Below are 23,462 nucleotides of genomic sequence, written 5' to 3'. Positions count from 1 at the left end.
ATGCGTGCTACGCAGGTGTTCCGCAGGGCGAATAACCGCGTGCGGTTATCCGCCGGCTCTTGCGCGAACATCGGCATTTAAGTTTTCCGGCGAGGCGGTCGCCCTCTGAGTCAAAGCCCAAGAATTTCGGATACCCACCATGGAAATCACCCGGCAACTGACCAGCGTCGCGCTGGCCACCAGCGAGTCCGCCAAGCCCGCCGCGCGCAGCGAGCGCGCCGCCCCGGCGGCAGAGGCCGGCGCCAGCGCGCCGGTCAACGATTCGCTGCGCCTGGACGAGATGCAGGAAACCCTGCGCGCCATGCCCGACGTGGACCAGAGCCGCGTCGCGGAAATTCGCCGCGCGCTGATGAATGGCGAGTTGCAGAACGACACCAGCGTGCTCGCCACCAGCATCCTCTCCTACCACCGCGGCAGCGACGCATGACCCAGCGCGCGCGGCTGCTGCAGGTGATCGAGCAGGACATCCAGCAGGATGGCCGCGATTGCCTGGCGCTGCGTGAGCGCCTGCAGGAGCTGTATCGCCACCTGCTGGCGCGGGACAGTGCGCAGATCGAGGCGCTGAACCCGCACATCCAGGCGCTGCTCGATGCCGTCGCCGGCCGCGCCCAGCGCCGCAGCCGTGTGCTGCGCGCCTTCCACCTGCCGATGGACGCCGACGGCATGCGCACGCTGCTGTCCAACTACACGCCGCCGCGCCGCGAGGAACTGCAGCAGGAGTGGCAGCAACTGGGCCAGCTCACCGCCCAGTGCAAGCGCCTCAACGAGCGCAACGGCAAGCTGCTGGCGATGCACCACGACATCCTCAGCCAGCTCATGGGCGATCCGCGCCAGCAGCCGGTGTATTCGCGCCAGCTGTACTGACGGGCGCCGTTGGGCTGGACATCGTTCGCGAGCAAGCTCGCTCCTACGAAGAGCGCGCCGGCATGACCTGTAGGAGCGAGCTTGCTCGCGAACCGCACGGCAACCCACTCTCCCGTCACCGCAAAAACACCCCGCCAGATCCCCTTAACGAATCCCGTCCCACGGTCGCCCTTTCCCTGCATCAGGGCGCGTGGGCGGCAGGCGGAAATACCGCTTCCCGCTGCGCGCCAAACCACGCCGGGCGGAAGTTGGACTTCTCCCTGGTCAACCCGCAAAGCCCCGAGTGACGGGCCCTCCGGCATTGGCACCGTAATTGCTCTGCCCGGATGAAAGAGGTGGATTCAGATGGCGACCATAGATTCCGATTACGTCAAAAGCATGGCCCAGCAGCTGGCCACGTACGAAGTGCAGAACGGCCTGAACAAGGCCGACCGCAACAAGACGTCGTACCAGTCCCAGCTGACCGCGGTGACCTCGCTCGAGTCGGCGCTCAAGACCTTCTCCTCGGCGGTAAAGAGCCTGCAGGGCGTGACCGGCAGCAACAGCAGCATGCTGGTCAACAGCGCCACCACCAGCAAGGACGGCTACCTGACCGCCAAGGTGGACAAGAACGCCGTGCCCGGCAGCTACGACTTCTTCGTCGAGCAGCTCGCCACCAGCCACCAGCTGTCGTTCTCCGGCCTGCAGACCAGCGATATCGACACCCAGGGCACCCTGACCCTGACCCAGAACGGCAAGTCCTTCGACATCGACCTGAGCAAGATCGACACCGACGGCGACGGCGCCAACTCGCTGGACGAGCTGGCCGCGGCGATCAACAAGGCCACCGACAACACCGGCGTGAAGGCCACCCTGGTGCGCAGCAACGGCCAGGTCTCGCTGGTGCTGGGCGCCGAGAAGTCCGGCGCGCAGAACGCCATCAGCCTGTCGCTGAGCGGCACCGACAGCGCCAATGGCGCCTTCGAGAACGCCATCGGCAACCCCCAGGAGCTGTCCAAGGCGCAGGACGCCCGCGTTCGCCTGGGGGGCGAGAACGGCATGCTGCTGACCAACGCCAGCAACACCTTCGACAACATCATCGACGGCGTCAGCGCCACCTTCACCCAGGCGCAGAAGTCCGGCGAACAGGCGATCCGCCTGACCGTCGCGCAGGACCAGAGCGAGACCAAGAAGAAGGTGCAGACCTTCATCGACGCCTTCAACGCCCTGGCCGGCACCATCGACAGCCTGACCGCCGCCGGCGACCAGAACGGCAACGCCCGCGGCGCCCTGGCGGGCGATTCCAGCGTGCGCGCCATCGAGAACGCGCTGAACCAGATGGTCCGCACCAGCTTCGGCGGCGCCAACCTGATCACCCTGGGCATCAGCGCCGACCGCAGCGGCAAGCTGACCCTCGATGCGACCCGTTTCGAGAAGGCCATCGCCAGCGATCCCGAGGCCCTGGACAAGCTGTTCATGGGCAAGGGCAACCTGCTCGACAGCCTGGACAAGGGCGTCGCCGTGTACACCAACAGCGTCAATGGCGTCATGAAGAACCGCAAGGACGCCCTGAACAACAGCCTCAGCCGCGTCAACGACGACTACGACAACCTGCAGAAGCAGTACGACACCTACTACGCGCGCTACCTCAAGCAATACACCTCGATGATGCAGACCATGCAGTCGATGGACCAGACCAGCGGGATGTTCGGATGAGCGCCTACGGCATGAACGAAAGCTACGACAGCTACCGGATGATCGACCTGGAATCCAAGGCCGCCTCGTCCTCGCCCTACGAACTGGTGCTGGTGCTGTTCGACGGCCTGCTCGACGAACTGGCCCGCGCCCGCGGGCACATCGAGCACAAGCGCTACCAGCAGAAGGGCCGCTCCCTGGAGAAGTGCCTGAACATCCTCAACGGCCTCAACGGCGCGCTCGACTACGAGAACGGCGGCGAGACCGTGCAGGGCCTGGCGCGGCTGTACGACTACTGCATCTACCGGCTCTCCGACGTCAGCGTGTCGCTGGAGGTCGCCGGCATCGATGAAGTCGTGCGCCTGCTGGGCATTCTGCGTGAAGGCTGGGAGGGCGTGAGTGCCGCACGTGGATGATCGCCAGCGCCTGCTCGAGCTGTACGAACAGCTCGGCGCGGCGCTGCAGCGCAAGGACTGGAAAGCCATGGGGCAGGTTGACCTGGCGATTCGCGCGCAACTGGTGGCGATGTCGTCGCAGGCGAGCCTGGCGGCCGATGTCCTGCTGGCCAAGAAGCACCTCAAGCGCCTGCACGAGCAGGCCTCGCAAGCCTGCGCCGAGGAGTGCGAGCGCTTGCGCCGCCTCCTGCTCTCGCACCTGGAATATGCCGAGGGCCGCTCGGCGTACATGCAGGTGGATACGTACCAGGAGGGTCGATAGACCGTGATCCAGCTGCCGACCCAACCCCTGCCTGCCGCCGGGCGCGACGCGCTGCCGCTGGCCGAGGCGCGCCCGCAGGAGGCGCGCCGCGACGATGCCGGCGCTGCCGCCGTGACGAGCCTGCGCGCGCCGCAACCGGCGCCGTCGAACGTCGTCGAGCGAACCCTCAGCGTGCCGTCCTTCCTCGCCCAGTTCGATACCGCCCGGGCCGAGGAGCCGCTGCCGACGGACGCCGCGCTACCGTTGCCGGCGCAGGCGCTGCCCGTCGAAGAAGGACGCGACAGCGAGGCCCAGGCGGCCGCCCCTGGCGACGCATCGCCTTCCGGCGCCGAGAGCTGGCTCGCCGGCATGCTCAGCCAGGCCGGGCTGGTGGTGCAGGCGCGGGACAACCCGCCGGCGCAGACCAGCGCCCGTGTCGCCGGTTTCGCCACCCAGGCGCTCGCTACGCCCGCGCAGCCGGCGCCTGCCGCGGTCAAACCGGAGGATGTGCTGCTGCCCCCGGCCGAACTGCCCGAGGAGCCCGCCAGGCCCGCCGCCCCGGCGCCCCGCGAAGCGACCCAGAGCCAGGCGCAGACGCTGCTCCAGCAGCACCTGGCGACCGCCGCTCAGGCACCCGATGCCAGCGTGCCGACGCTGCCGGCCGCGGCCCTCGAGCCGCGCCTGCCGGCCACCGACGGCAACCCCCAGGCCGCCGCCACGCCGCCGGCCGCACCGCTGTTCGAGCGGCCGCTGCACCTCAAGGGCAACAACGACGCCCATTGGGGCGAGCAGATGGTCACGGCGCTGCGCGACAACGTCGAACTGCAGCTCAGCCAGCGCGTGCAGAACGCCACCATCCGTCTCGATCCGCCGGAGCTGGGCGCCATGGAAATCCTCGTCCGCCACGAGGCCGGGCAGCTCAACGTACAGATCTCCGCCTCCAACGGCGATGTCGCGCGCCTGCTGCAGAACACCAGCGAGCGTCTGCGCCAGGAGCTGGTCGGGCAGAACTTCCTGCAGGTCAACGTGCAGGTGTCGTCCGATTCGCAGCCGGGCCAGCAGGGCCAGCCGCAGCGCCAGCGCGTGCCCGAGGAACAGCAGGCGGTCGCCGCCAACCCCCGTGACGCACAGCCCGGCGAGCGCTCCGCGCCGCGTGGCGAGCGTGACGTACTGATTACCGTGTAGGCCGCCCGCGGCCCTTACCCACACAGGATTTTTCGAGAAAGCCCATGTCCACGCCGCGTCTCGTTCTACTGATGCTCATCGTGAATATCGCCGTCGTGCTGGGCGGCGTGTTCGTCAACTACAAGATGATCAAGTCCGCCAGCCTCGCCCCCGTCGCCGCAGCCTCCGACAAGGACGGCGGCAAGGAAGACGCCCAGGAAGAGGAAGAGCAGGAGAGCGCCGAATACCTCTTCGTGCCGGTGGAGAAGATTATCGTCAGCTCCCGTGGCGAAGACCGCGAGCACTACTTCGTGATCGACCTGGTCCTGCAGGCCAAGGCCGAGCAGGAGCGCAAGAAGCTGGAAAGCGTGGCGCCGATGGTGCGCAGCTCGGTGGTCGCCAACCTGACCCCGGAGAAGTTCGAGGTGCTGCGCGCGATGCCCATCTCCGAGGTGCAGGCGCGCCTGGAGAAGGCGGTGATCGACGACTTTGCCGCGCGCAAGGTGGTGGTGCCGTTCGAGCACGTGATGCTCAGCAAGATGATCGTCCAGTAGGCCGCCATGCACGCGCTTCGCGGCCCCGCCGTCGACCCTGCCTACGACTACGCCGGCGAGCACGGCGGCCACGCGCGCCTGGCGCCGGCGGCCGAACAGCGCTGGATGATGCAGTACCTGCCGCTGGTGCGGCGCATCGTCAGCCAGTTGTCGTTGCAGGCCAACCAGGTGCTGGACCGCGAAGACATGGAGCAGATCGGCCTGATGGGCCTGCTCGAAGGCCTGCGCCGCTACGGCGAGCCGGATGAACAGTTCGGCCGCTTCGCCGCGCTGCGCATCCGCGGCGCCATCCTCGACGAGCTGCGCCGCCAGGACTGGCGCCCGCGCCAGGTGCGGCAGCAGGCACACAAGGTGCGCGATGCGATCCGCGCGCTGGCCCGCCAGCTGGGTCGCGTCCCCAGCGACGAGGAAGTGCTGGCCGCCACCGGCCTCGACGAGGCGGGCTACCAGGACTACCTGCGCGCCGAGTCCTCCGAAGCCATCGAGAGCTTCGATGCGCTGCTGCAGAACGGCCATGACGGCGTGCAGGGCAGCGGCGATGCGCTGGAGGAGCGGGTGCTCAAGGAGCGTCTGCTGGCCCAGGCGCTGGAGCGCCTCAACGAACGCGAGCGGCTGATCCTCAACCTGTATTACCAGCACGAGCTGAACCTCAAGGAAATCGCCCTGGTGCTGGAGCTGACCGATGCGCGCATCTGCCAGCTGATGAAGCAGGCGATCGGCAAGTGCAGCCGTTTCCTCAACGACCCCGACACCCTCTGAAGAACCCATCACCATGCAGAAAATCATCGGCGCCCTGATCATCATCGCCTGCGTGCTCGGCGGCTACGCCATGGCCCACGGCGACATGCGCGCGCTCTGGCAGCCGGCGGAAATGGTCATCATCCTCGGCGCGGGCCTGGGCACCCTGGTCGTCGCCAACCCGCGCGAAGTGCTGCTGGAGATGTGCTCGCAGATCAAGGGCGTGTTCGTCTTCAAGCGCCGTGGCGAGGAATTCCAGCGCCAGCTGCTGATGCTCCTCTACGAGCTGCTGGAGATGGTCGACGTCGGCGGCCTGAAGGTGCTCGACGCGCACATCGAGGAGCCGGAGCAGAGCGACCTGTTCGCCCGCTACCCGCTGATCCTCCAGGAAAAGAACCTGATGGCGTTCATCGCCGACAACTTCCGCCTGATGGCCATGGGCAAGATCAGCGCCCACGAGCTCGAAGGCTTCCTCGAGCAGGAGCTGGACGCCATGGAGCACGCCCTGCTGCAGCCGTCCAAGTCGCTGCACAAGGTCGGCGAGGCGATGCCCGGCTTCGGCATTCTCGCGGCGATCCTCGGCATCATCATCACCATGGGCAACATCGGCGGCTCGGTGGCGGAGATCGGCGCCCACGTGGCCGCCGCGCTGGTGGGCACGTTCTTCGGCATCTTCGTCTGCTACTGCCTGATGGACCCGCTGTCCAACGCCATGTCGCAGCGCGTGAAGACCGAGCTGTCGGCGCTGGAATGCGTGCGCACCACGCTGGTCGCCCACGTCGCCGGCAAGCCCACGCTGCTGGCGGTGGACGCCGGCCGCAAGCTGATCGAGCAGGACGTCAAGCCGGCCTTCAAGCAGCTGGAAACCTGGGTCACCCGCTATGAGGAAGAGCGGGACGCAGCATGAAGAAGCGCGCCGACAAGCACAGCGAAGTCATCATCAAGCGCCGCAGCAAGAAGGGCCACGATGATGAACACGGCGGCGCCTGGAAGGTCGCCTTCGCCGACTTCACCCTGGCGATGATGGCGCTGTTCATGGTGCTGTGGATCGTTCACCCGCAGACCGAGCCGCAACCGGTGGCGGTGGGCGACCAGGACGCCAACCCGGTGGTGGATGGCGGCGCCGGCGTGTTCGATGGCGCCAGCCGCACACCCATCGAGCTGGACGGCATGCCGCAGCCGATCAAGACCCCGGAAAAGCCCGCGCCGCAGCTCGCGCTGGACGCGGCAAAGCAGGGCAAGGCGGGCGAGCAGGCGAAGGATTCGTCCGCGCAGGCGGACGCCGACGGCCGCCAGTACGACAGCACCGAGGACCTGCGCGAGTTGGCCGAGCTGATCCGCCAGGTGTCGGGCACGGTCGACGCGCTGGCCAACATCGAGGTGACGGTGGTGCCGCAGGGGCTGCGCATCCTGATCAAGGACGACCAGCAGCGCTTCATGTTCGCCCGCGGCCAGGCCACCCTCGACCCGCACTTCCAGACCCTGCTCGGCGCGCTCTCCGGCGTGCTGGCGAAGGTGCAGAACAAGCTGATCCTCAGCGGCCACACCGATGCCGTGCAGTACCGCCGGGCCGATGGCTACAACAACTGGAACCTCTCCGGCGACCGCGCCCTGCGCGCGCGCAACGTGATGGTCGACAGCGGCCTGCCGGCTGCCCACGTGCTGCAGGTGGCGGCCCAGGCCGACGTCATGCCGCTGCGCCCGGAAGACCCGCAGAACGGCGCCAACCGGCGCATCGAAATCCTCCTGCTGACCCAGCGTGCGGAGAGCCTGTACCGGGAAATCTTCGGCGAAAGCTACGCCCAGGTGCATTACTCGGCGTCGGGCGCCAAGCTCATCCAGCCGCAGCCGCAGCCGCAGCCGCAGCCGCAGCCGCCGGTATCAGCAACGGTCGAGCCGGCCGCGCCTGCCGCCGCGCCGCCGTCGACCTTGAAGCTGTGAAACGGTCAGCGCTGGCGCAGTTGGCGCGGGCAGAACACCTGGCGCGTTTCCACACCGTAGAGGCAACTGCCCAGGGGTTCGAGGGTGATGCGCGCGCCGCGCTGGCGGCCGTAGAGCAGGTTGAAGATCAGCTCGCTGTCCAGGCCGCTGTCGGCCTGCAGGTTGCTGATGCTGTTCTCTTCCACCTGCAGCTGGTAGCGCCCGCCCAGGTCGTTGCCGACCAGGCCGGAGACTTCCAGGATGTTGGCGTCCTGCTGGATCATCGAGTAGAAGCGCCCCTCATGGAACATGGTGGTCTGCGCGATCTCCAGCACCTTGCCGTTGCCCAGCAGGACCTGGCCGGAGGAGACGTAGCGTCCGTCGATGGCCGAGGTGTTGCGCGCATGCTTCCACAGCATGCCCAGCGCCAGGGTCAGGCAGGTGATCCCGAACAGCGAGATCAGCAGGCAGCGGCGGGCCACGCCGGCCTGGCGGCGTAGGGTCAGTTCAGGCACTTGCGCAGCTGCTCCTGGGGAATCCGGGCGACCTGGCTCTCGTGGATCAGCAGCCAGTTGGAATGCCCTTCGGGTTGCACGCAGACCAGCTCGTAGAAACCCGAGGTCATGTGCAGCATGAGGCCGATCGGGCGGGTCGCCAGGTCGGCCAGCTGGCGGGCCAGCGGCCGGGTGTTGCTCATCAGGCGCTGCAGATCCTGTTCGTTGTCTTCGACATAGGTGATCTGCACCGTACCGACGTTCTGTTCGGCGGTGAGCACCGGGCTGCGGACCTGGGTGTAGTAGAACGCCCCGGAAAGACCCAGCAGGCCAAGGATGCAGAGGCTCGCCGCGGCGATTTTCAGGCGCCGGGGATTCGGCGTTCTGATCGCCGGTGCAGCGTAGGTTGGCTGCGGTGCGGCAGCGTCCGGGCTGGCATCGGTGACGCTCTCTTGCGCCTCGTCGGGCGGGCTGACCAGGTACTGCGGGTTGAACATGTAGCCGCGGCGCGGCAGCGTCTGGATGATCTGCCGCTGCTTCTCGTCCGCCAGCACCTGGCGCAGGGTGTAGATCTGCTGGTTGAGGCTGCCCTGGCCGACCACCCGGTCGGACCACGCATGGGTCAGCAGTTCGTCGCGCGCGACCACGTCACCCGGGCTCTGCAGCAGGCGTTCGAGCACGCGGCTGCCGGAAAAGCCCAGGTCGATGCGTTCCACCTGGCCGTCTCGGTCGAGGTCGAGCTGGTAGAGCGCGGGATAGAACTGTGCGACGCAATCGGAACGCCCGGTGCGCAGGGTCAGGCAGGTGATCGGCCGACTGTCCGGTAGCGTGGAAGTGAGTGTGTTCATCGTGCCCTTGCGAGCCGCTCCCTAGACGGTCGCGGGGAAATTCCATGGGTTCATGGAGGCAGAGGCATTATTTTGGCGTCAGAAAAATGTGCGTGCAAGTTCTGAATTTTGCACACCCGTGCTTGCACTTTTCACAATCGCGACGAAAGCGCCGGGGCAGAGGGGCCGTAGCGCCGGCCGGGGGCGCCGCGCCGTCTGTCAGCGTACCCGCAGACAGCACGACGCCCCGCCGAGGCGGGGCGTCGCGGGATCAGGGTGCGCGAAGCGGGGGGCGCTTCGCGCGAGCCGAGGCTTAGCCCAGCAGGCCCATGATCATGCTGGGCATCTGGCCCGCTTGCTTGAGCATGGAGATGCCCGACTGCATCAGCATGGAGTTCTTGCTCATGTTGGCGCTTTCGACGGCGAAGTCGGCGTCCATGATGCGGCCCTTGGACAGGTCGGTGTTGTCCTTCATGTTGGCCAGGTTGTTGGAGGTGTGCTGCAGGCGGTTGATGTTCGCACCGAACTGCGCGCGCAGGGCGCCGATGGCGTCCAGGGCATCGTTGGCCTTGTCGATGGAGCCGTTGGCGCCGGTGATGGTTTCCAGCTCGGTGCCGGCGGCCGGGGTGGCGGCGAACTGGGTGGTCAGCGCGCCCAGGGCGGTGGTCACGGCGCCCAGTTGGGTGGTGACGTCGACGTTCAGGGTCTCGGCCTTGTCAGCGCCGATCTGGAAGGTCACGCCGCCAGTGGTGCCGAACTTGCCGGCGGTGCCGGTAACGCTGAACAGGTTGTCGCCGGCGAACTTGGTGTTGGCGATGATGTTGGTCAGCTCTTTGCCCAGCTCGTTGAACTCGGCGGACAGGGCCTTGCCGTCGTCGGTGGAGTTGGTGCCGTTGGCGGCCTGGGTGGCCAGGTCCTTCATGCGCTGGGTGATGTCGGTCAGCTCGCTGAATGCGCCGTCGGCGGTCTGCATCAGGGAGATGGCGTCGCTGGTGTTGCGCATGGCCACGTCCATGCCGCGGGACTGGGCGTTCAGGCGGGTGGCGATCTGCAGGCCGGCGGCGTCGTCGGCGGCGGAGTTGATGCGCAGGCCGGTGCCCAGGCGCTGCTGGTTGGTGGCCAGCAGGCCGTTGGTCTTGCCCAGGTTGGTCTGGGTGATCAGGGAGGAGTAGTTGGTTTGAATCGACAAGGCCATGGTGGACTTCCTGTATGAGCTGAATGAAGCCGGCGTTGTGCCTGCTGAAGGGGTAAGGCGACAGCTCGCGGGGAAGGATTAAGGGCGGACGAAAAAAATTTGGCGCGGGGACTCCGGCGATACCGGCCAGCGCCTGACTGACAGTTGTGGCCTACGGCATGTGTCCTTTTGCCCAGGATCGGTCATCTATGTTGTTGAGACGTATCTGACAGCCTTCGTGCCCGGGTGCGGCTAAGCTCCCTGGGTCCACAAGGCTGTGGATCGTTCAGCTGAACGGCCCGTCACGCATTTCGAGAAGGATCTCCATGATCTCCGTCTACCAGCTCAAGTCGCGCTTCCAGAACCTGCTCCGCCCCCTGGTCACCCGCCTGTACGAGCGTGGCGTCACCGCCAACCAGGTGACGCTGGGCGCCTGCGGCCTCTCGCTGCTGGTCGCCCTCGCCGTGGCGCTGCTGGCCAGCCACGCCTGGGTTTTCCTGCTGATCCCCCTGTGGATGTTCCTGCGCATGGCGCTCAACGCCATGGACGGCATGCTCGCCCGCGAGTTCGGCCAGCAGTCGAAGCTGGGCGCCTACCTCAACGAACTCACCGACGTGATCGCCGACAGCGCGCTGTACCTGCCGTTCGCGCTGCTGGCCGGCGTGTCGCCGGGGCTGGTGGTGCTGGTGGTGGTGCTGGCGATCATCAGCGAATACGCCGGTGTGCTCGGCGTGATGGTCGGCGCCTCGCGGCGCTACGACGGGCCCATGGGCAAGAGCGACCGCGCGCTGTGCTTCGGCGTGTTCGGTGTCTGCGTGGCGGTCGGGCAGTTGCCGTTGGCCTGGCTGAATCCACTGCTGGCGCTGGTGGCGCTGCTGCTGGTGCTGACTATCGTCAACCGGGTGCGCCAGGGTCTGGCCGAACTGAAGCAGCCAACGGCCGGCTGAGCCCGCGCCGTCATCTCAGGACAGGGACCGGACAGTCCCGCAAGCCATCGAACAGAGGAAGTTATGCGCGAGTCTTCGAATCACCATTTCGTTACCCATGACGGCGTCGAGCTGTTCTACCGCCACTGGCCGGCTACCGACGCCAGCGACGAGCCGCGCCGCGCGGTGCTGCTGTTCCATCGCGGCCACGAGCACTCCGGGCGCATCGGCCACCTGGCCGACGAGCTGGACCTGCCCGGCTTCGACGTGTTCGCCTGGGACGCCCGCGGCCATGGTCAGTCGCCCGGCGCCCGCGGCGACAGCCCGAGCTTCGGCACCAGCGTGCGCGACGTGCAGACCTTCGTCGAGCACATCGCCGCCGTCCATGGCATCGCCATCAGCGACATGGCGGTGGTGGCGCAAAGTGTGGGCGCGGTGCTCGTCTCCACCTGGGTGCACGACTATGCACCGCCCATCCGCAGCCTGGTGCTCGCCTCGCCGGCGTTCAAGGTCAAGCTCTACGTGCCCTTCGCCCGCACAGGGCTGAAACTGGCCCGCTGGTGGCGCGGCAATTTCTTCGTCAACAGCTACGTGAAGGCCAAGTTCCTTTCCCACGATCCCGAGCGCATCGCCTCCTACGACAGCGACCCGCTGATCGCCAAGGCCATTTCGGTGAACGTGCTGCTGGGCCTGTACGAAGCCGCCGACCGAGTGGTGGCCGATGCCCAGGCGATCCAGGTGCCGACCCAGCTGCTGATTTCCGGCGCCGACTTCGTGGTGCACCGCAAGCCGCAGCAGCGCTTCTTCGACAACCTCGGCACGGCGCGCAAGGAACTGCACATCCTCCCCGGCTTCTTCCACGACACCCTCGGCGAGCGCAACCGCGAGCAGGCGGTGAGTCGCGCGCGGCGCTTCATCCGCGAGTGTTTCGCCCGCGAACCGGAACGCCCGGATCTGCGCGACGCCGATCGCTTCGGCTACACCTGCGCCGAGGCCGAAGCCTTGGCCACGCCCCTGCCGACCGGATCGATCCGTGACCTCTACTGGCGTGCCACCCGCGCCAACATGCGCCTGGGCCGGCTGCTCTCCGACGGCATCAACCTGGGCTTCCAGACCGGCTTCGACTCCGGCAGCACCCTGGACTACGTCTACCGCAACCAACCCACCGGGGCCGGGCCGGTGGGCCGGATGATCGACCGCACCTACCTGGAGTCCGCCGGCTGGCGCGGTATCCGCCAGCGCAAGGTGCACATCGAGGAGCTGCTGCGCCTGGCCATGGCCAGCCTGCGCGAGCAGGGCCGCGAGGTGCGCATCCTGGATATCGCCGCCGGCCATGGGCGCTACATCCTCGAAGCGCTGCAGGGCGTTGAACCGCTGCCCGAAAGCGTGCTGCTGCGCGACTACAGCGAGCTCAACGTGCGCGAAGGCTCGGCGCTGATCGAGCGCCTGGGCCTGAAGGAGCGTGCACGCTTCGTCCAGGGCGACGCCTTCGATGGCGCCGACCTGGCCGCCGTGGCGCCGAAGCCGACGCTGGCCGTGGTGTCCGGCCTCTACGAGCTGTTCGCCGACAACGCCATGGTCAGCGCCTCGCTGGCCGGGCTGGGCGAGGCAGTGGAGGAGGGCGGCTACCTGATCTACACCGGCCAGCCCTGGCACCCGCAGCTGGAGCTGATCGCCCGTGCCCTGACCAGCCACCGCGCCGGCCAGGCCTGGGTCATGCGCCGCCGCACGCAACTGGAGATGGACCAGCTGGTGGCCGCTGCCGGCTTCCGCAAGCTCGCCCAGCGCATCGACGAGGACGGCATCTTCACCGTTTCCCTGGCGCGCCGGGAGCACCGCTGATGGCTGCGCGGATGCCGGCGCGCGATCCCGGTGTCCTGCGCCGGGCGGTGATCTGGCTGCTGTGCCTGGGGCCGTTCTTCTTCCTCAGCTACGGTTTCGCCAACTGGGTGGCCGGGCAGCGCGCGTCGGTCGGTGTGCTGGTGTTCGACTGGGAGCACGGCATGCCGCTGTGGCCCTGGACGATCATCCCGTACTGGTCCATCGACCTGCTCTATGGCCTGTCCTTCCTGCTGCCGCGCACCCGCCGCGGACTGGACTGCCACGCCCTGCGCCTGCTCACCGCGCAGGTGCTGGCGGTGGCCTGCTTCCTGCTGTTCCCGCTGCGCTTCAGCTTCGAGCGGCCGATGCTCGACGGCTTCTTCGGCCTGCTGTTCGACCTGCTGATGGGCTTCGACAAGCCGTTCAACCAGGCGCCGTCGCTGCACATCGCCCTGCTGGTGATCCTCTGGGTCGCCTACGGGCGCTACGCCAGCGGCGCCTGGCGCTGGCTACTGCATGGCTGGTTCGCGCTGATCGGCGTGTCGGTGCTGACCACCTGGCAGCATCACTTCATCGACGTGCCCACCGGCGCGCTGCTGGGCTTCTTCTGCGTCTGGCTATGGCCGCGGGAAGTCCGCTCGCCGCTGCAGGCCTGGCGCCTGAGCGACGATCCGCAGCGGCGGCGGCTGGCCGGGCTGTATGGCGCGGGGGCGCTGCTGTGCCTGCTGCTGGCCCTGGGCGGCGCCGGCCCGTGGCTCTGGCTGTGCTGGCCGGCGGTGTCGCTGGCGCTGGTTGCGCTGTGCTACCTGGGCATCGGCCCGGTGGGCTTCCAGAAACGCCTGGATGGGCGGCATTCCACGGCCGTCGCCTGGCTGCTTGCGCCGTACTGGCTCGTGGCCTGGCTCAACGCGCGCTGGTGGACCCGCCGCCATCCGCAGCCGGACGAAGTGCTGCCCGGGCTCTGGCTGGGGCGCCTGCCAGACTGGCGCCGGCCGCAGCATGCGCCGAGCCTGGCGATCCTCGACCTGTGCGCCGAACTGCCCTGCACCGCGCTGACCCGTCGCTACGACTGCCTGCCGCTGCTCGACCTGATAGCGCCCAGCGCCGAGCAGTGCCGCCAGGGCGCCGAGCGGATCCGCCAGTTGTATGCCGAGGGGCCGCTGCTGGTGTGCTGCGCGCTAGGCTACTCGCGCAGCGCCACGCTGGTGGCGGCCTGGCTGCTGAGCGCCGGCCACGCAGCGACCGTCGAGGACGCGCTGGCGCAGATCCGCCGGGCGCGCCCGCAGGTGGTGCTCAAGGCCGAACACCTGGCGGTGCTGGCGCAGATCGCCGGCCAGCCGCACATCCCCGAGGAGGTGAGCCATGTCGGTTGATCCGGGCCTGATTCTGGTGGCCAGCCTGTTGCGCCGCGGCAGCAGCCTCAACGGCTTGTCCTCGGCACTGACCGTGCTGGCCCTGGCGCTGGGGTTCTACGGCGTGCTGATGGCCAGCGCCACCCTGGCGTTCAGCCTGAGCATGGCGGTGCTGGTGCTGCTGGGCCTGGCGCAGAAGTTCTACGCCATGCGCGTGGCGCTGGACGCCGACCTGTTCGCGGCCATGGCCAATGCCGGCGACGCGCTGGCCGAGAAAACCCGGCAACTGGACGACGCCCTGGCCACCTACGCCGGTGTGCCAGCGGCCCATGCCGGTCGCCCCTGGAGCGAGCGCAGCCGCGGCGCGCTCGCCCTGCTGCGCCGCCAGGCGCTGCTCTGTGCGGCACAGTGGCTCCTGGCGCTGCTGTGCCTGATCTCCCTGACCTTCCAATCCTGAGGAACGTACCCGGAATGCTGGAACGACTCTTCGCCTACGCGATCATCGCCGGCGCCCGTGCGGTGACCGGCCTGCGCAGCCTGTGGATCGGCACCACGCCGAGCCAGCAGCAGCGCATCTACTACGCCAACCACAGCAGCCACGGCGACTTCGTCCTGCTCTGGGCCTCGCTGCCACCGGAGGTGCGCGCGCGCACCCGGCCGGTCGCCGGCATGGACTACTGGGGCAAGGGCGGCCTGCGCGGCTTCATCATCAACCGCGTGTTCAACGGCGTGCTGATCGACCGCACCCGCGGCACCGAGGGTGGCAACCCGCTGGAGCCGGTGGAACGCGCCCTGGCCGACGGCGACTCGCTGATCCTGTTCCCCGAGGGCACGCGCAACCTCGACGAGGAAGTGCGCCTGCTGCCGTTCAAGAGCGGCATCTACCACCTGTCCCGGGCGCACCCGCAGGTCGAGCTGGTGCCGGTGTGGCTGGACAACCTCAACCGCGTGATGCCCAAGGGCCGTGCGCTGCCGTTGCCGCTGCTGTGCACCCTGAGCTTCGGCACGCCGCTGGCCGCCGAGGAGGGGGAGGACAAGGACGCCTTCCTTGAACGCGCGCGCCAGGCGTTGCTGTCCCTGGCCACGGCGGAGGGTCGTTGAGATGAACCAGACCTGGCTGCTCTTCGGTGGCATCGGTGCCATCCTCGTCCTCGCCTCGCTGGTCGGCGCGGTGCTGCGCTGGAAGGCGCCGCCCGGACCGCACGCGGTCATCGACAACCTCAACGCGCGGATCAACGCCTGGTGGGTGATGGTCGCGGTGATCGGCTGCGCCTTCGCCCTCGGCTACTGGGCGGTGATCGTGCTGTTCTACGGGGTGTCCTTCTACGCCCTGCGCGAATTCCTCACCCTGATGCCGACGCGCCGCAGCGACTATCCGGCGCTGGTGGCGGCGTTCTACTTCGTGCTGCCCATGCAGTACCTGCTGATCGGCATTGGCTGGTACGGGCTGTTCTCCATCTTCATCCCGGTCTACACCTTCCTGCTGTTGCCGATCCTCGCCTCGCTGGGCGGCGACTCCAAGCACTTCCTCGAGCGTGCCTCGAAGGTGCAGTGGGCGCTGATGCTGGCGGTGTTCTGCATCTCCTACGTGCCGGCGCTGTTGACCCTGGATATCGCGGGTTACGAAGGGCGCAACCTGCTGCTGATCGCCTTCCTGGTGATCGTCGTGCAGTTGTCCGACGTGCTGCAGTACGTCTGCGGCAAGCTGATGGGCAAGCGCAAGATCGCGCCGAACCTGTCGCCGTCCAAGACCCTGGAAGGCTTCGTCGGCGGGGTGACGCTGGCCACGCTGATCGGCGGCGCGCTGTGGTGGATCACGCCCTTCAGCTTCTGGCAGGCGCTGCTGATCGCCCTGATGATCAACATCCTCGGCTTCTTCGGCGGCCTGGTGATGTCGGCCATCAAGCGCGACCGCGGGGTGAAGGACTGGGGCCACATGATCGAAGGCCACGGCGGCATGCTCGACCGCCTGGACTCGGTGTGTTTCGCCGCGCCGGTGTTCTTCCATTTCGTCCGCTACTGGTGGACCTGACTTCCGTCGGAAATCCGCCTGGCGCTCCGCAGTTGGCCCTCCGGAGCGCCGCTTCACGGCTACGCTTGTCTGGTTTGTGATGAAGGTTCCCGAGCGCCGACCCGCTGCGCCACTCCTGCAGGGCGGCGGGTGCTCGGGGCAGTCGAACCCGTGCGGAGCCATGAAGCGATGAACACCGTGCAACTCACCGGCGGGGCGGCGTCTTGAACAGTCCCGCCGCCGATTTCCCCTTCACCTGCCTGGTCACGGCCATCGGCTCCTACTCCGCCGAGGCAGTGATCGCCTCGCTGCGGGAACACTGGGGCGCGCGAGTGGTGGGCAGCAATACCCAGCCGCGTGAGTGGTGCGCGACCTCCGCGCTGCTGGATGCCTTTCATCAGGTTCCGCCGGCGCGCAATGTCACTGAGTACGTCGAGCGGGTCCTGGATATCTGCGATGCCGAGCAGGTCACCCACGTGCTGCCGCTGATCGACCCCGAGGTGGACGCCTTCGCGCTGCACCACCAGGCGTTCGCCGAGCGTGGCATCACCCTGTGCATGCAGCCGCTGGAGACCATCCGCGTCGCCCGTGACAAATGGCTGGTGCACCAGGCCTTTCAGGGCGATCCGCAGATTCGCACCATCCCCACCTGGCGCCTGGAAGACAGTCCGGAGCTTTCGCTGCCGCTGATCGCCAAGCCGCGCGACGGGCGCAATTGCGAAGGGCTGATGCAGGTTCGCGACGAGGACTTCCTGCGCTATGTTCGCCAGCGGTTCAGCGGCCGCGACTACATCGTGCAGCCGCTGCTGCCCGGGGACGTCTGCGTGGTGGACGTGGTGCGCCAGCAGAGTACCGGCGCCTGGGCGGCCATGGCCCGCCAGGAGCTGGTGCGCACCCCCACGGGCGCGGGCCTCACCGTGCAGATGCTGGCCGACCCGCAACTGGTGGAGATGGCCGGGCAGGTCGCTCGCGTGCTCGGGGTGAACGGCTGCATCAACATGGAGTTTCTGGTGCAGGACGGCGAGGCGCTGCTGATGGACGTGAACCCTCGCTTCTCCGGTGGCATCGCCTTCAGTCACCTGTCCGGCTACGACATGGTGGCCAACCACCTGCGCTGCTTCCGCGAGGCGCCGCTGGACGCACCGCTGCTGCCGGCGCCGAGCATCCATGCGCGGCGGCTGGTGGAAGTGACGACTCACAGCGGACTGCCGGTGAGCGTAGGAGCGGACTCTGTCCGCGATGTCCTGACGCCGCTGCCGCGTTGAGCGAGGAGCTCCTTGCGGGAGTGGGCAATCGCCCTCTGTTGGCTCGAAGCCCGCCGCGTAGGCGATCGCGGACGGAGTCCGCTCCTGCGTGGATGGACAGGCCGGCGTCGGCCTGTAGGAGCGGGCCATGCGCGCGATCGCGGGCATGGCCCGCTCCTACAGGGCGCGTGGGGGCATCAGAAGAGGCTGCTGACCTCGCCTGATGCCGACACCTTCGCCTCGATGACCTTCTGGCTGCGCAGGTTCTTCACGCGGATCACCTCGTCCTGCTTGCCGTTGGCGAGTGCCTCGCCGACCGCGCTGGCCTGGATGCCGTCCTGGCTGGCGACGATCTTCACCTGCTGGCCGCGGCGCACCAGCAGCGTGCCATCCAGCAGCGCCGGCGTCAGTGGCTGCTCGGCGCGGATACGGCGGCGGGCGGTCTTGCCGGCTACCTCGGCGATGTCGGTGAAATAACCCCGCGCGCTCTTGCCTAGTTCCACCGGCGCAAGCTTGAGTTGCGCCGCCTCCAGCGTCTGGCCGCGCTCGATCTCGCCGCTGGCCACCACCGTCGGCAGGTACAGCGTGGGTTGGCTGGTGAAGGTCACCGGCCAGCCGGGTTGCCCCGCGCAGCTGGCTTCGAAGCGGCGCCGCGCGGTGGGCGCCGAAGGCGCTTCGAGCAGGCGCAATTGCGGCTCGCCCGGGCAGGGGGCGAGCTTGGCGAGGCTGTTGGGCAGGTTGTTGTTCAGTGTGAAGGTCATGCCGTTCCAGCCGGCCTTCCGGGCGCTGATCTTCAGCTCGGCGGCCACCTGTCGCTGCGCCGCGGCATCCAGTTGCGTGCGCGCATCATCGGCCTGGACGAGCGCTGCCGGCAGCAGGAGGAAGCAGGCGGAAAGGGCCTTTCCGCATTCCTTCGCACGGCGCGTCGAAAGCGGAAAAGCCGCGTTGCCCGCGCCTCTGGATAGAGCGAGTAAAGCCTTGTAAATCAACGACATGAAGCGGCCTTCAAGGGTCGGCATGGTTCGTGCTCTATCGCCTCGCACGCCGAACGACGAGAGTGGGTGGGGACGAATGAGTATACGGTTTGACGAAACCCTGGGTATCCACGAGAGAGCCCTTTCGCTGCACATGCAGCGCAGCGAAATCCTGGCCTCCAATCTGGCCAACGAAGATACGCCCGGCTTCAAGGCGCGGGATATCGACTTCGCCGCCGAAATGCAGCGCCAGGACAGCGCCAGCGTGTTGCTGGCCAGCACCGGCGCGGCGCGCCCGGATCTGAAATACCGCATCCCCAACCAGCCCTCCCAGGACGGCAACAGCGTTGAGCTGTCCACCGAGCAGGCGGAGTTCTCGCGCAATGCGATGGATTTCCAGACCAGCCTGACCTTCCTGACCATGAAATTCCGCGGCCTCAAGCAGGCCATCGAGGGACGCTGACGCCATGGCATTCGACTCCATCTACCGCATCGCCGGCTCGTCGATGAACGCGCAGACCGTGCGCCTGAACACCGTGGCGAGCAACCTGGCCAACGCCGATTCCGCCGCCAACAGCCCGGACGCCGTGTACCAGGCGCGCAAGCCGATGTTCGCCGCGGTCTACGAGAACGACCAGCTCACCCGTGGCACCGGCATGGGCGGCGCCCACGTGCAGGTGCTCGACGTGGTGACCTCCGGCCGCGCCCCGCAGCGCCGCTACGAGCCGGGCAGCCCGCTGGCCGACGCCACCGGCTACGTCTACTACCCGGACGTCAACGAGATCGAAGAGATGACCGACATGATGTCCGCCACCCGCAGCTTCGAGACCGGCGTGGAGGTGCTCAACCGCGTGAAGAGCATGCAGTCCAGCCTGCTGAAACTGGGAGACGCCTGATGAGCACGGTCAATAACGACACCCGCAGCTCCGCCAGCGGCACCGCGTCGGACACGCCCAGCCAGGCGGTGAACCTCGGCGAGCTGACCGACATGGAGAACAGCTTCATCACCCTGCTGGTCGCCCAGGTGCAATACCAGGACCCGACCAAGCCGGTGGACAGCACCGAGTTCATCAACCAGTACTCGGCCATGGCGCAGGTCAAAAGCATGCAGAACATGACCACCCTGCAGCAGAACAACCTGGTGCTGATGGACAACCTGCAGACCCTCACTGCCGCAGGCCTGGTCGGCCAGGAAGTGAAGGTCAGCGCCGACAGCCTGCAGCTGGACGGCGACAAGGTCAGCGGGCAGGTCATCCTGGAACACGCCTCGGCCACCACCGTGCTGCAGCTCACCGATGCCAACGGCGTGCGCACCGACATCACCCTCGGCCCGCAGGAAGCCGGTTCCGTGCCCTTCACCGTCGACCCGCAGGCGCTGGGCCTGAAACCCGGCCAGTACAGCCTGGCAGTGAAGACCGAGAGCGGCGAGACACCGGGCATCGAAGTCTCCGGCCTGGTGCACAACGTCCGCGTCAGCGCCGATGGCCCGGTGCTGGAGGTCGAGGGCGCCGGTTCCGTGCCCTTCTACAAGATCGTCGAATTCAGCCAGGGCCAGGCCGCCTGAGCGCCTGTTGCCCCCTTCCTAGGATGAGCTAACGCCATGAGCTTCAACATCGCCCTGACCGGCCTGAACGCCGTCACCCAGCAGCTGGACACCATCAGCAACAACATCGCCAACTCCGGCACCGTGGGCTTCAAGTCCTCGCGTACCGAGTTCGGCAGCGTCTACGCCGACAGCAAGGGCATGGGCGTGGAAGTCACCGGCACCACCCAGAGCATCAGCCAGGGCGGCTCGCTGGTGTCCACCAACCACGCGCTGGACCTGGCCATCTCCGGCGGCGGCTTCTTCGTGGTGAAGAGCGGCAACGGCGACACCCAGTACACCCGCGCCGGCGTGTTCAGCCAGGACAACGCCAACTACCTGATCAGCGCCACCGGCCAGCGCCTGCAGGGCTACCCCACCGACGCCGCGGGCAACCTGCTGGTGGGCACCGTCTCCGACCTGCAGGTGAAGACCGCCAACCTGCCGGCCAAGGCCACCGACAAGCTGGAGTTCGTCGCCAACCTCGACTCCAACGAGACCGCGCCGACCGTTTCGCCGTTCGACCCGCAGAACGTGGCGACCTACAACTCCACCTACACCAGCAAGATCTATGACTCCCAGGGCAAGGAACACACCCTGACCCAGTACTTCGTGCTGACCGGCACCAACACCTGGGACGCGCACTACGCAGTGGACGGCAACGCCGTGGGCGCCACCCAGTCGCTGACCTTCGCCCCGGACGGCTCGCTGTCCTCGCCGATCGCGTCGGTGCCGGTGGGCTTCACCCTGCCGGGCGTGGACCCGATGAACATCGCGCTGGACTACACCGGAACCAGCCAGTACGGCTCGGACTTCGTCGTCACCACCAACCGCACCACCGGCTACGCCGCCGGCGAGCAGACCGGCATCGCGGTGGAGAACGACGGCAAGGTCTACGTCAACTACAGCAATGGCCAGCGCATGCTGCAGGGCCAGGTCGCCCTGGCGAACTTCATCAACGCCGGCGGGCTGCAGAACCAGAGCGGCACCGCCTGGACCGAGACCTCCGCCTCCGGCGCGCCGCTGATCGGCGTGCCCGGCATCGGCCAGTTCGGCTCGCTCTCGGCCGGCAACCTGGAAGGCTCCAACGTCGACATCACCCAGCAACTGGTGGGCCTCATGGAAGGCCAGCGCAACTACCAGGCGAACACCAAGGTGATGACCACCGACAAGGAACTCACCCAGGTCCTGTTCTCGGCCATCTAAGGACTCGTCATGGATCGCCTCGGCTACACCGCAATGACCGCCGCCAGCCGCAGCATGGCGGCGCTGGACGTGCGCGCGAACAACCTCGCCAACGTCAACACGCCCGGCTTTCGCGCCGACCTGGAACACGCCACCGCGGTGGACGTGAGCGGCGCCGGCTACGACAGCCGCCACCTCGCGCGCATCGAGAGCAGCGGCGTGGACATGAGCGCCGGCACCCTGATGGCCACCGGTCGCGACCTCGACGTCGCCATCCAGGGCCCGGGCCTGTTCGCCGTGCAGAGCGGCAACGGCGAGGCGTACACGCGCCAGGGCAACCTGGAGATCGACGCCGACCGCCAGCTGATGATCAACGGCCGCGCCGTGCTCGGCGAGGGCGGCCCGATCACCCTGCCCGAGTACGACGCCATCGCCATCGGCAACGACGGCACCATCTCGGTGATGCCGCGCGGCGACTTCATGATGACCGACGTCGACCGCCTGAAGCTGGTGGACGCCCCGGCGTCCTCCCTGGTGAAGAACGCCCAGGGCCTGCTGGTGAGCAAGGACGGCCAGAACGTCGCGGCCAGCGAGGACGTGCGCCTGGTGTCCGGCCACCTGGAGCAGAGCAACGTCTCGGCCATCGACCAACTGGTGGGCACCATGAGCCTGAATCGGCGGTTCGAGACCCAGGTGAAGATGATGAAGGCCGCCTCGGATCTCGCCGAGGCCGGCGACCGCATGATCCGTGGCGGCTAACGCGCGTCGCGCAGACAGGAGCACAACATGAGTTCGGCACTTTGGGTCAGCAAGACGGGCCTCGCGGCACAGGACACCGCGATGTCCACCGTCGCCAACAACCTGGCCAACGTCAACACCGTCGGCTTCAAGAGCGACCGCGCGGTGTTCGAGGACCTGTTCTACCAGGTGCAGCTGCAACCCGGCGCCCAGGCTGACCAGGTCAACACCGTGCCCTCGGGCATCCAGCTGGGCAGCGGCGTGCGCGTCGTCGGCACGCAGAAGGTGTTCACCGAAGGCAGCATGCAGACCACCGGCCAGCCCATGGACCTGGCGATCGTCGGCAGCGGCTTCTTCCAGGTCGAGGCGCCCAACGGCGACACCTACTACACCGAGAACGGCCAACTGCAGCTGAACAACGAAGGCATCGTGGTCAACGCCCAGGGCCTGCCGCTGACGCCGAACATCGAAGTCCCGGCCGGCGCCAGCCGCTTCACCGTGGGCAGCGACGGCATCGTCACCGCCGTGCTGCCGGGCGAGACGCTGCCCACCGAGCTGGGCCAGATCACCCTGGTCAACTTCACCAACCCGGCGGGCCTGGAAGCCATTGGCGGCAACCTCTACAAGGAAACCGCCGCCAGTGGCGAGCCGCAGGAAGGCACGCCGGGCGAGGAAGGCCTGGGCACCCTCAAGCAGGGCGTGCTGGAAGGTTCCAACGTGCAGGTGGTGGAGGCGATGGTGAACATGATCGCCATCCAGCGCGCCTACGAGGCCAACGCCAAGGTGCTCGACGCCGCGTCGGGCATGCAGCAGTTCCTCAACCAGACGGTCTGACCATGACGCGCCTTGCCCTGCTGCTCGCCCTGGCGCTGCTCGCCGGATGCCAGAGCTTCGACGAGATGCTGCCGGACGAGGACTCCTCGGTCTACCAGCCGCCGGAGCTGGATTACAGCCTGCCGCCCACCACCAGCGGCGGCCTGTTCCGTTCCGGCTACGGCGGCTCGCTGATCCGCGACAAGCGCGCCATCGGCGTCGGGGACATCGTCACCGTGGTGCTCAGCGAGTCCACCCAGTCGAGCAAGAGCGCGGGCACCAGCTTCGGCAAGCAGTCCAGCCTGGATGTGCCGGTGCCGACCATCCTGACCAAGGAATACGGCGGCCTGGAAAGCTCCGCCACGGCCAACCGCGATTTCACCGGCTCGGCGAAAAGCTCGCAGCAGAACACCCTCTCCGGCTCCATCGCGGTGACCGTGCACAAGGTGCTGCCCGGCGGCGTGCTGCTGGTGAAGGGCGAGAAGTCCCTGCGCCTGAACCAGGGCGACGAGTTCATCCGCCTCACGGGGCTGGTGCGCATCGACGACATCAACCGCGCCAACCAGGTGTCCTCGCAGAACGTCGCCAACGCCAAGATTTCCTACGCCGGCCGCGGCGTGCTCAACGACAGCAACTCGGCCGGCTGGCTGACGCGCTTCTTCACCCATCCGCTGTTCCCGATGTAAGCAGGCGAGCATTCCATGCGTAGAA

General features: G+C 67.6%; 28 protein-coding genes. 24 read left to right on the top strand and 4 right to left on the bottom strand.

Annotated features, from left to right (window positions below; genetic code table 11):
• The first annotated feature begins 139 nt into the window (after positions 1 to 139).
• The 10 genes from flgM (at position 140) to ACNFIA_RS01915 (ending at position 7,631) form a co-directional block, all read left to right on the top strand.
• On the top strand, positions 140 to 427 hold the full coding sequence (gene flgM, locus ACNFIA_RS01960) for a flagellar biosynthesis anti-sigma factor FlgM (RefSeq protein WP_416782683.1): 288 nt from the start codon (positions 140 to 142) through the stop codon (positions 425 to 427).
• Entirely contained in the window at positions 424 to 864 is a 441-nt protein-coding gene (flgN, locus tag ACNFIA_RS01955; protein ID WP_416782682.1) for a flagellar export chaperone FlgN, read from the top strand. The genes flgM and flgN overlap by 4 nt, the downstream gene beginning before the upstream one ends.
• A gap of 345 nt (positions 865 to 1,209) precedes the next feature.
• Complete coding sequence (gene fliD, locus ACNFIA_RS01950; protein WP_259758533.1) at positions 1,210 to 2,559, top strand: flagellar filament capping protein FliD; 1,350 nt, start codon at positions 1,210 to 1,212, stop codon at positions 2,557 to 2,559.
• Positions 2,556 to 2,954 carry a flagellar export chaperone FliS gene (gene fliS / locus ACNFIA_RS01945; RefSeq protein WP_184586270.1) on the top strand — a complete coding sequence of 133 codons (399 nt, stop codon included), beginning with the start codon at positions 2,556 to 2,558 and terminating at the stop codon, positions 2,952 to 2,954. Before fliD ends, fliS begins: the two co-directional genes overlap by 4 nt.
• Positions 2,938 to 3,255 carry a hypothetical protein gene (locus tag ACNFIA_RS01940; RefSeq protein WP_259758534.1) on the top strand — a complete coding sequence of 106 codons (318 nt, stop codon included), beginning with the start codon at positions 2,938 to 2,940 and terminating at the stop codon, positions 3,253 to 3,255. The genes fliS and ACNFIA_RS01940 overlap by 17 nt, the downstream gene beginning before the upstream one ends.
• Before the next feature lie 3 nt (positions 3,256 to 3,258).
• Positions 3,259 to 4,419 (top strand): flagellar hook-length control protein FliK, encoded by a 1,161-nt coding sequence (locus ACNFIA_RS01935; protein ID WP_416782681.1) that lies wholly within the window; start codon positions 3,259 to 3,261, stop codon positions 4,417 to 4,419.
• A 44-nt stretch (positions 4,420 to 4,463) separates the two neighbouring features.
• The gene (locus tag ACNFIA_RS01930) at positions 4,464 to 4,952 is read left to right on the top strand and encodes a flagellar basal body-associated FliL family protein (protein WP_416782680.1); all 489 of its coding nucleotides are present in this window, start codon (positions 4,464 to 4,466) and stop codon (positions 4,950 to 4,952) included.
• Positions 4,953 to 4,958: 6 nt separating this feature from the next.
• On the top strand, positions 4,959 to 5,711 hold the full coding sequence (locus ACNFIA_RS01925) for a FliA/WhiG family RNA polymerase sigma factor (protein WP_416782679.1): 753 nt from the start codon (positions 4,959 to 4,961) through the stop codon (positions 5,709 to 5,711).
• A 13-nt stretch (positions 5,712 to 5,724) separates the two neighbouring features.
• A complete protein-coding gene (motA, locus tag ACNFIA_RS01920; protein WP_017521297.1) occupies positions 5,725 to 6,597 on the top strand; it encodes a flagellar motor stator protein MotA in 873 nt (290 codons plus the stop codon).
• Positions 6,594 to 7,631, top strand: coding sequence for an OmpA family protein (locus tag ACNFIA_RS01915; protein ID WP_416782678.1), 1,038 nt, complete (start codon positions 6,594 to 6,596; stop codon positions 7,629 to 7,631). Before motA ends, ACNFIA_RS01915 begins: the two co-directional genes overlap by 4 nt.
• A gap of 5 nt (positions 7,632 to 7,636) precedes the next feature.
• Here the strand turns inward: ACNFIA_RS01915 and ACNFIA_RS01910 are convergent, their stop codons facing one another.
• The 3 genes from ACNFIA_RS01910 to lafA all read right to left on the bottom strand — a co-directional run bounded on the left by ACNFIA_RS01910 (position 7,637) and on the right by lafA (position 10,126).
• A complete protein-coding gene (locus ACNFIA_RS01910; RefSeq protein WP_259758541.1) occupies positions 7,637 to 8,125 on the bottom strand; it encodes a hypothetical protein in 489 nt (162 codons plus the stop codon).
• A complete protein-coding gene (locus ACNFIA_RS01905) occupies positions 8,113 to 8,952 on the bottom strand; it encodes a winged helix-turn-helix domain-containing protein (protein WP_416782677.1) in 840 nt (279 codons plus the stop codon). Before ACNFIA_RS01905 ends, ACNFIA_RS01910 begins: the two co-directional genes overlap by 13 nt.
• Before the next feature lie 292 nt (positions 8,953 to 9,244).
• A complete protein-coding gene (gene lafA / locus ACNFIA_RS01900) occupies positions 9,245 to 10,126 on the bottom strand; it encodes a lateral flagellin LafA (protein ID WP_416782676.1) in 882 nt (293 codons plus the stop codon).
• Positions 10,127 to 10,431: 305 nt separating this feature from the next.
• On the opposite strand from lafA, the gene ACNFIA_RS01895 reads away from it, so the two are divergent.
• The 7 genes from ACNFIA_RS01895 (at position 10,432) to ACNFIA_RS01865 (ending at position 17,480) form a co-directional block, all read left to right on the top strand.
• Positions 10,432 to 11,052: a CDP-alcohol phosphatidyltransferase family protein gene (locus ACNFIA_RS01895; RefSeq protein WP_416782675.1), complete on the top strand. Its 621-nt coding sequence runs from the start codon at positions 10,432 to 10,434 to the stop codon at positions 11,050 to 11,052.
• A 63-nt stretch (positions 11,053 to 11,115) separates the two neighbouring features.
• Positions 11,116 to 12,873 (top strand): bifunctional alpha/beta hydrolase/class I SAM-dependent methyltransferase, encoded by a 1,758-nt coding sequence (locus tag ACNFIA_RS01890; protein ID WP_416782674.1) that lies wholly within the window; start codon positions 11,116 to 11,118, stop codon positions 12,871 to 12,873.
• An 11-nt stretch (positions 12,874 to 12,884) separates the two neighbouring features.
• Positions 12,885 to 14,225, top strand: coding sequence for a phosphatase PAP2/dual specificity phosphatase family protein (locus ACNFIA_RS01885; RefSeq protein WP_416783000.1), 1,341 nt, complete (start codon positions 12,885 to 12,887; stop codon positions 14,223 to 14,225).
• Positions 14,215 to 14,661: a hypothetical protein gene (locus tag ACNFIA_RS01880; RefSeq protein WP_259758550.1), complete on the top strand. Its 447-nt coding sequence runs from the start codon at positions 14,215 to 14,217 to the stop codon at positions 14,659 to 14,661. The genes ACNFIA_RS01885 and ACNFIA_RS01880 overlap by 11 nt, the downstream gene beginning before the upstream one ends.
• A 14-nt stretch (positions 14,662 to 14,675) precedes the next feature.
• Positions 14,676 to 15,305 (top strand): lysophospholipid acyltransferase family protein, encoded by a 630-nt coding sequence (locus ACNFIA_RS01875; protein WP_416782673.1) that lies wholly within the window; start codon positions 14,676 to 14,678, stop codon positions 15,303 to 15,305.
• Between the two features lies 1 nt (position 15,306).
• On the top strand, positions 15,307 to 16,236 hold the full coding sequence (locus ACNFIA_RS01870; protein WP_259758554.1) for a phosphatidate cytidylyltransferase: 930 nt from the start codon (positions 15,307 to 15,309) through the stop codon (positions 16,234 to 16,236).
• A gap of 203 nt (positions 16,237 to 16,439) precedes the next feature.
• The gene (locus ACNFIA_RS01865; protein WP_416782672.1) at positions 16,440 to 17,480 is read left to right on the top strand and encodes an ATP-grasp domain-containing protein; all 1,041 of its coding nucleotides are present in this window, start codon (positions 16,440 to 16,442) and stop codon (positions 17,478 to 17,480) included.
• Positions 17,481 to 17,656: 176 nt separating this feature from the next.
• On the opposite strand, the gene flgA is transcribed toward ACNFIA_RS01865, so the two are convergent.
• Entirely contained in the window at positions 17,657 to 18,478 is an 822-nt protein-coding gene (gene flgA / locus ACNFIA_RS01860; RefSeq protein ID WP_416782671.1) for a flagellar basal body P-ring formation chaperone FlgA, read from the bottom strand.
• A gap of 52 nt (positions 18,479 to 18,530) precedes the next feature.
• Here flgA and flgB point away from each other — a divergent pair, with 52 nt between their 5' ends.
• From flgB to flgH, 7 genes are read left to right on the top strand one after another with little or no spacing between them, the layout of a single operon-like run.
• Complete coding sequence (gene flgB, locus ACNFIA_RS01855; protein WP_416782670.1) at positions 18,531 to 18,896, top strand: flagellar basal body rod protein FlgB; 366 nt, start codon at positions 18,531 to 18,533, stop codon at positions 18,894 to 18,896.
• Positions 18,897 to 18,900: 4 nt separating this feature from the next.
• Positions 18,901 to 19,329, top strand: a complete 429-nt coding sequence (flgC, locus tag ACNFIA_RS01850) for a flagellar basal body rod protein FlgC (protein WP_259758560.1) — start codon at positions 18,901 to 18,903, stop codon at positions 19,327 to 19,329.
• Positions 19,329 to 19,997 carry a flagellar hook capping FlgD N-terminal domain-containing protein gene (locus ACNFIA_RS01845; protein WP_416782669.1) on the top strand — a complete coding sequence of 223 codons (669 nt, stop codon included), beginning with the start codon at positions 19,329 to 19,331 and terminating at the stop codon, positions 19,995 to 19,997. The genes flgC and ACNFIA_RS01845 overlap by 1 nt, the downstream gene beginning before the upstream one ends.
• A 36-nt stretch (positions 19,998 to 20,033) precedes the next feature.
• A complete protein-coding gene (gene flgE, locus ACNFIA_RS01840) occupies positions 20,034 to 21,221 on the top strand; it encodes a flagellar hook protein FlgE (RefSeq protein ID WP_416782668.1) in 1,188 nt (395 codons plus the stop codon).
• A 9-nt stretch (positions 21,222 to 21,230) separates the two neighbouring features.
• Entirely contained in the window at positions 21,231 to 21,959 is a 729-nt protein-coding gene (locus ACNFIA_RS01835; RefSeq protein ID WP_416782667.1) for a flagellar basal body rod protein FlgF, read from the top strand.
• 27 nt (positions 21,960 to 21,986) lie between these two features.
• Complete coding sequence (gene flgG, locus ACNFIA_RS01830; protein WP_259758564.1) at positions 21,987 to 22,772, top strand: flagellar basal-body rod protein FlgG; 786 nt, start codon at positions 21,987 to 21,989, stop codon at positions 22,770 to 22,772.
• Positions 22,773 to 22,774: 2 nt separating this feature from the next.
• Positions 22,775 to 23,437 (top strand): flagellar basal body L-ring protein FlgH, encoded by a 663-nt coding sequence (gene flgH / locus ACNFIA_RS01825; RefSeq protein WP_259758566.1) that lies wholly within the window; start codon positions 22,775 to 22,777, stop codon positions 23,435 to 23,437.
• Positions 23,438 to 23,462: the final 25 nt, after the last annotated feature.

Origin of the sequence: Pseudomonas sp. NY15437 (assembly GCF_048068435.1) — a bacterium.
Classification (GTDB): domain Bacteria; phylum Pseudomonadota; class Gammaproteobacteria; order Pseudomonadales; family Pseudomonadaceae; genus Pseudomonas; species Pseudomonas nitroreducens_B.
This window is presented reverse-complemented; position numbering and strand designations above follow the sequence as displayed.

Coding starts and splice junctions, on each gene's coding strand:
- flgM (WP_416782683.1), top strand. CDS start 140: ATGGAAATCACCCGGCAACTGACCAGCGTCGCGCTGGCCACCAGCGAG.
- flgN (WP_416782682.1), top strand. CDS start 424: ATGACCCAGCGCGCGCGGCTGCTGCAGGTGATCGAGCAGGACATCCAG.
- fliD (WP_259758533.1), top strand. CDS start 1,210: ATGGCGACCATAGATTCCGATTACGTCAAAAGCATGGCCCAGCAGCTG.
- fliS (WP_184586270.1), top strand. CDS start 2,556: ATGAGCGCCTACGGCATGAACGAAAGCTACGACAGCTACCGGATGATC.
- ACNFIA_RS01930 (WP_416782680.1), top strand. CDS start 4,464: ATGTCCACGCCGCGTCTCGTTCTACTGATGCTCATCGTGAATATCGCC.
- ACNFIA_RS01925 (WP_416782679.1), top strand. CDS start 4,959: ATGCACGCGCTTCGCGGCCCCGCCGTCGACCCTGCCTACGACTACGCC.
- motA (WP_017521297.1), top strand. CDS start 5,725: ATGCAGAAAATCATCGGCGCCCTGATCATCATCGCCTGCGTGCTCGGC.
- ACNFIA_RS01915 (WP_416782678.1), top strand. CDS start 6,594: ATGAAGAAGCGCGCCGACAAGCACAGCGAAGTCATCATCAAGCGCCGC.
- ACNFIA_RS01905 (WP_416782677.1), bottom strand. CDS start 8,952: ATGAACACACTCACTTCCACGCTACCGGACAGTCGGCCGATCACCTGC.
- lafA (WP_416782676.1), bottom strand. CDS start 10,126: ATGGCCTTGTCGATTCAAACCAACTACTCCTCCCTGATCACCCAGACC.
- ACNFIA_RS01895 (WP_416782675.1), top strand. CDS start 10,432: ATGATCTCCGTCTACCAGCTCAAGTCGCGCTTCCAGAACCTGCTCCGC.
- ACNFIA_RS01890 (WP_416782674.1), top strand. CDS start 11,116: ATGCGCGAGTCTTCGAATCACCATTTCGTTACCCATGACGGCGTCGAG.
- ACNFIA_RS01885 (WP_416783000.1), top strand. CDS start 12,885: ATGCCGGCGCGCGATCCCGGTGTCCTGCGCCGGGCGGTGATCTGGCTG.
- ACNFIA_RS01880 (WP_259758550.1), top strand. CDS start 14,215: ATGTCGGTTGATCCGGGCCTGATTCTGGTGGCCAGCCTGTTGCGCCGC.
- ACNFIA_RS01875 (WP_416782673.1), top strand. CDS start 14,676: ATGCTGGAACGACTCTTCGCCTACGCGATCATCGCCGGCGCCCGTGCG.
- ACNFIA_RS01870 (WP_259758554.1), top strand. CDS start 15,307: ATGAACCAGACCTGGCTGCTCTTCGGTGGCATCGGTGCCATCCTCGTC.
- flgA (WP_416782671.1), bottom strand. CDS start 18,478: ATGCCGACCCTTGAAGGCCGCTTCATGTCGTTGATTTACAAGGCTTTA.
- flgB (WP_416782670.1), top strand. CDS start 18,531: ATGAGTATACGGTTTGACGAAACCCTGGGTATCCACGAGAGAGCCCTT.
- flgC (WP_259758560.1), top strand. CDS start 18,901: ATGGCATTCGACTCCATCTACCGCATCGCCGGCTCGTCGATGAACGCG.
- ACNFIA_RS01845 (WP_416782669.1), top strand. CDS start 19,329: ATGAGCACGGTCAATAACGACACCCGCAGCTCCGCCAGCGGCACCGCG.
- flgE (WP_416782668.1), top strand. CDS start 20,034: ATGAGCTTCAACATCGCCCTGACCGGCCTGAACGCCGTCACCCAGCAG.
- ACNFIA_RS01835 (WP_416782667.1), top strand. CDS start 21,231: ATGGATCGCCTCGGCTACACCGCAATGACCGCCGCCAGCCGCAGCATG.
- flgG (WP_259758564.1), top strand. CDS start 21,987: ATGAGTTCGGCACTTTGGGTCAGCAAGACGGGCCTCGCGGCACAGGAC.
- flgH (WP_259758566.1), top strand. CDS start 22,775: ATGACGCGCCTTGCCCTGCTGCTCGCCCTGGCGCTGCTCGCCGGATGC.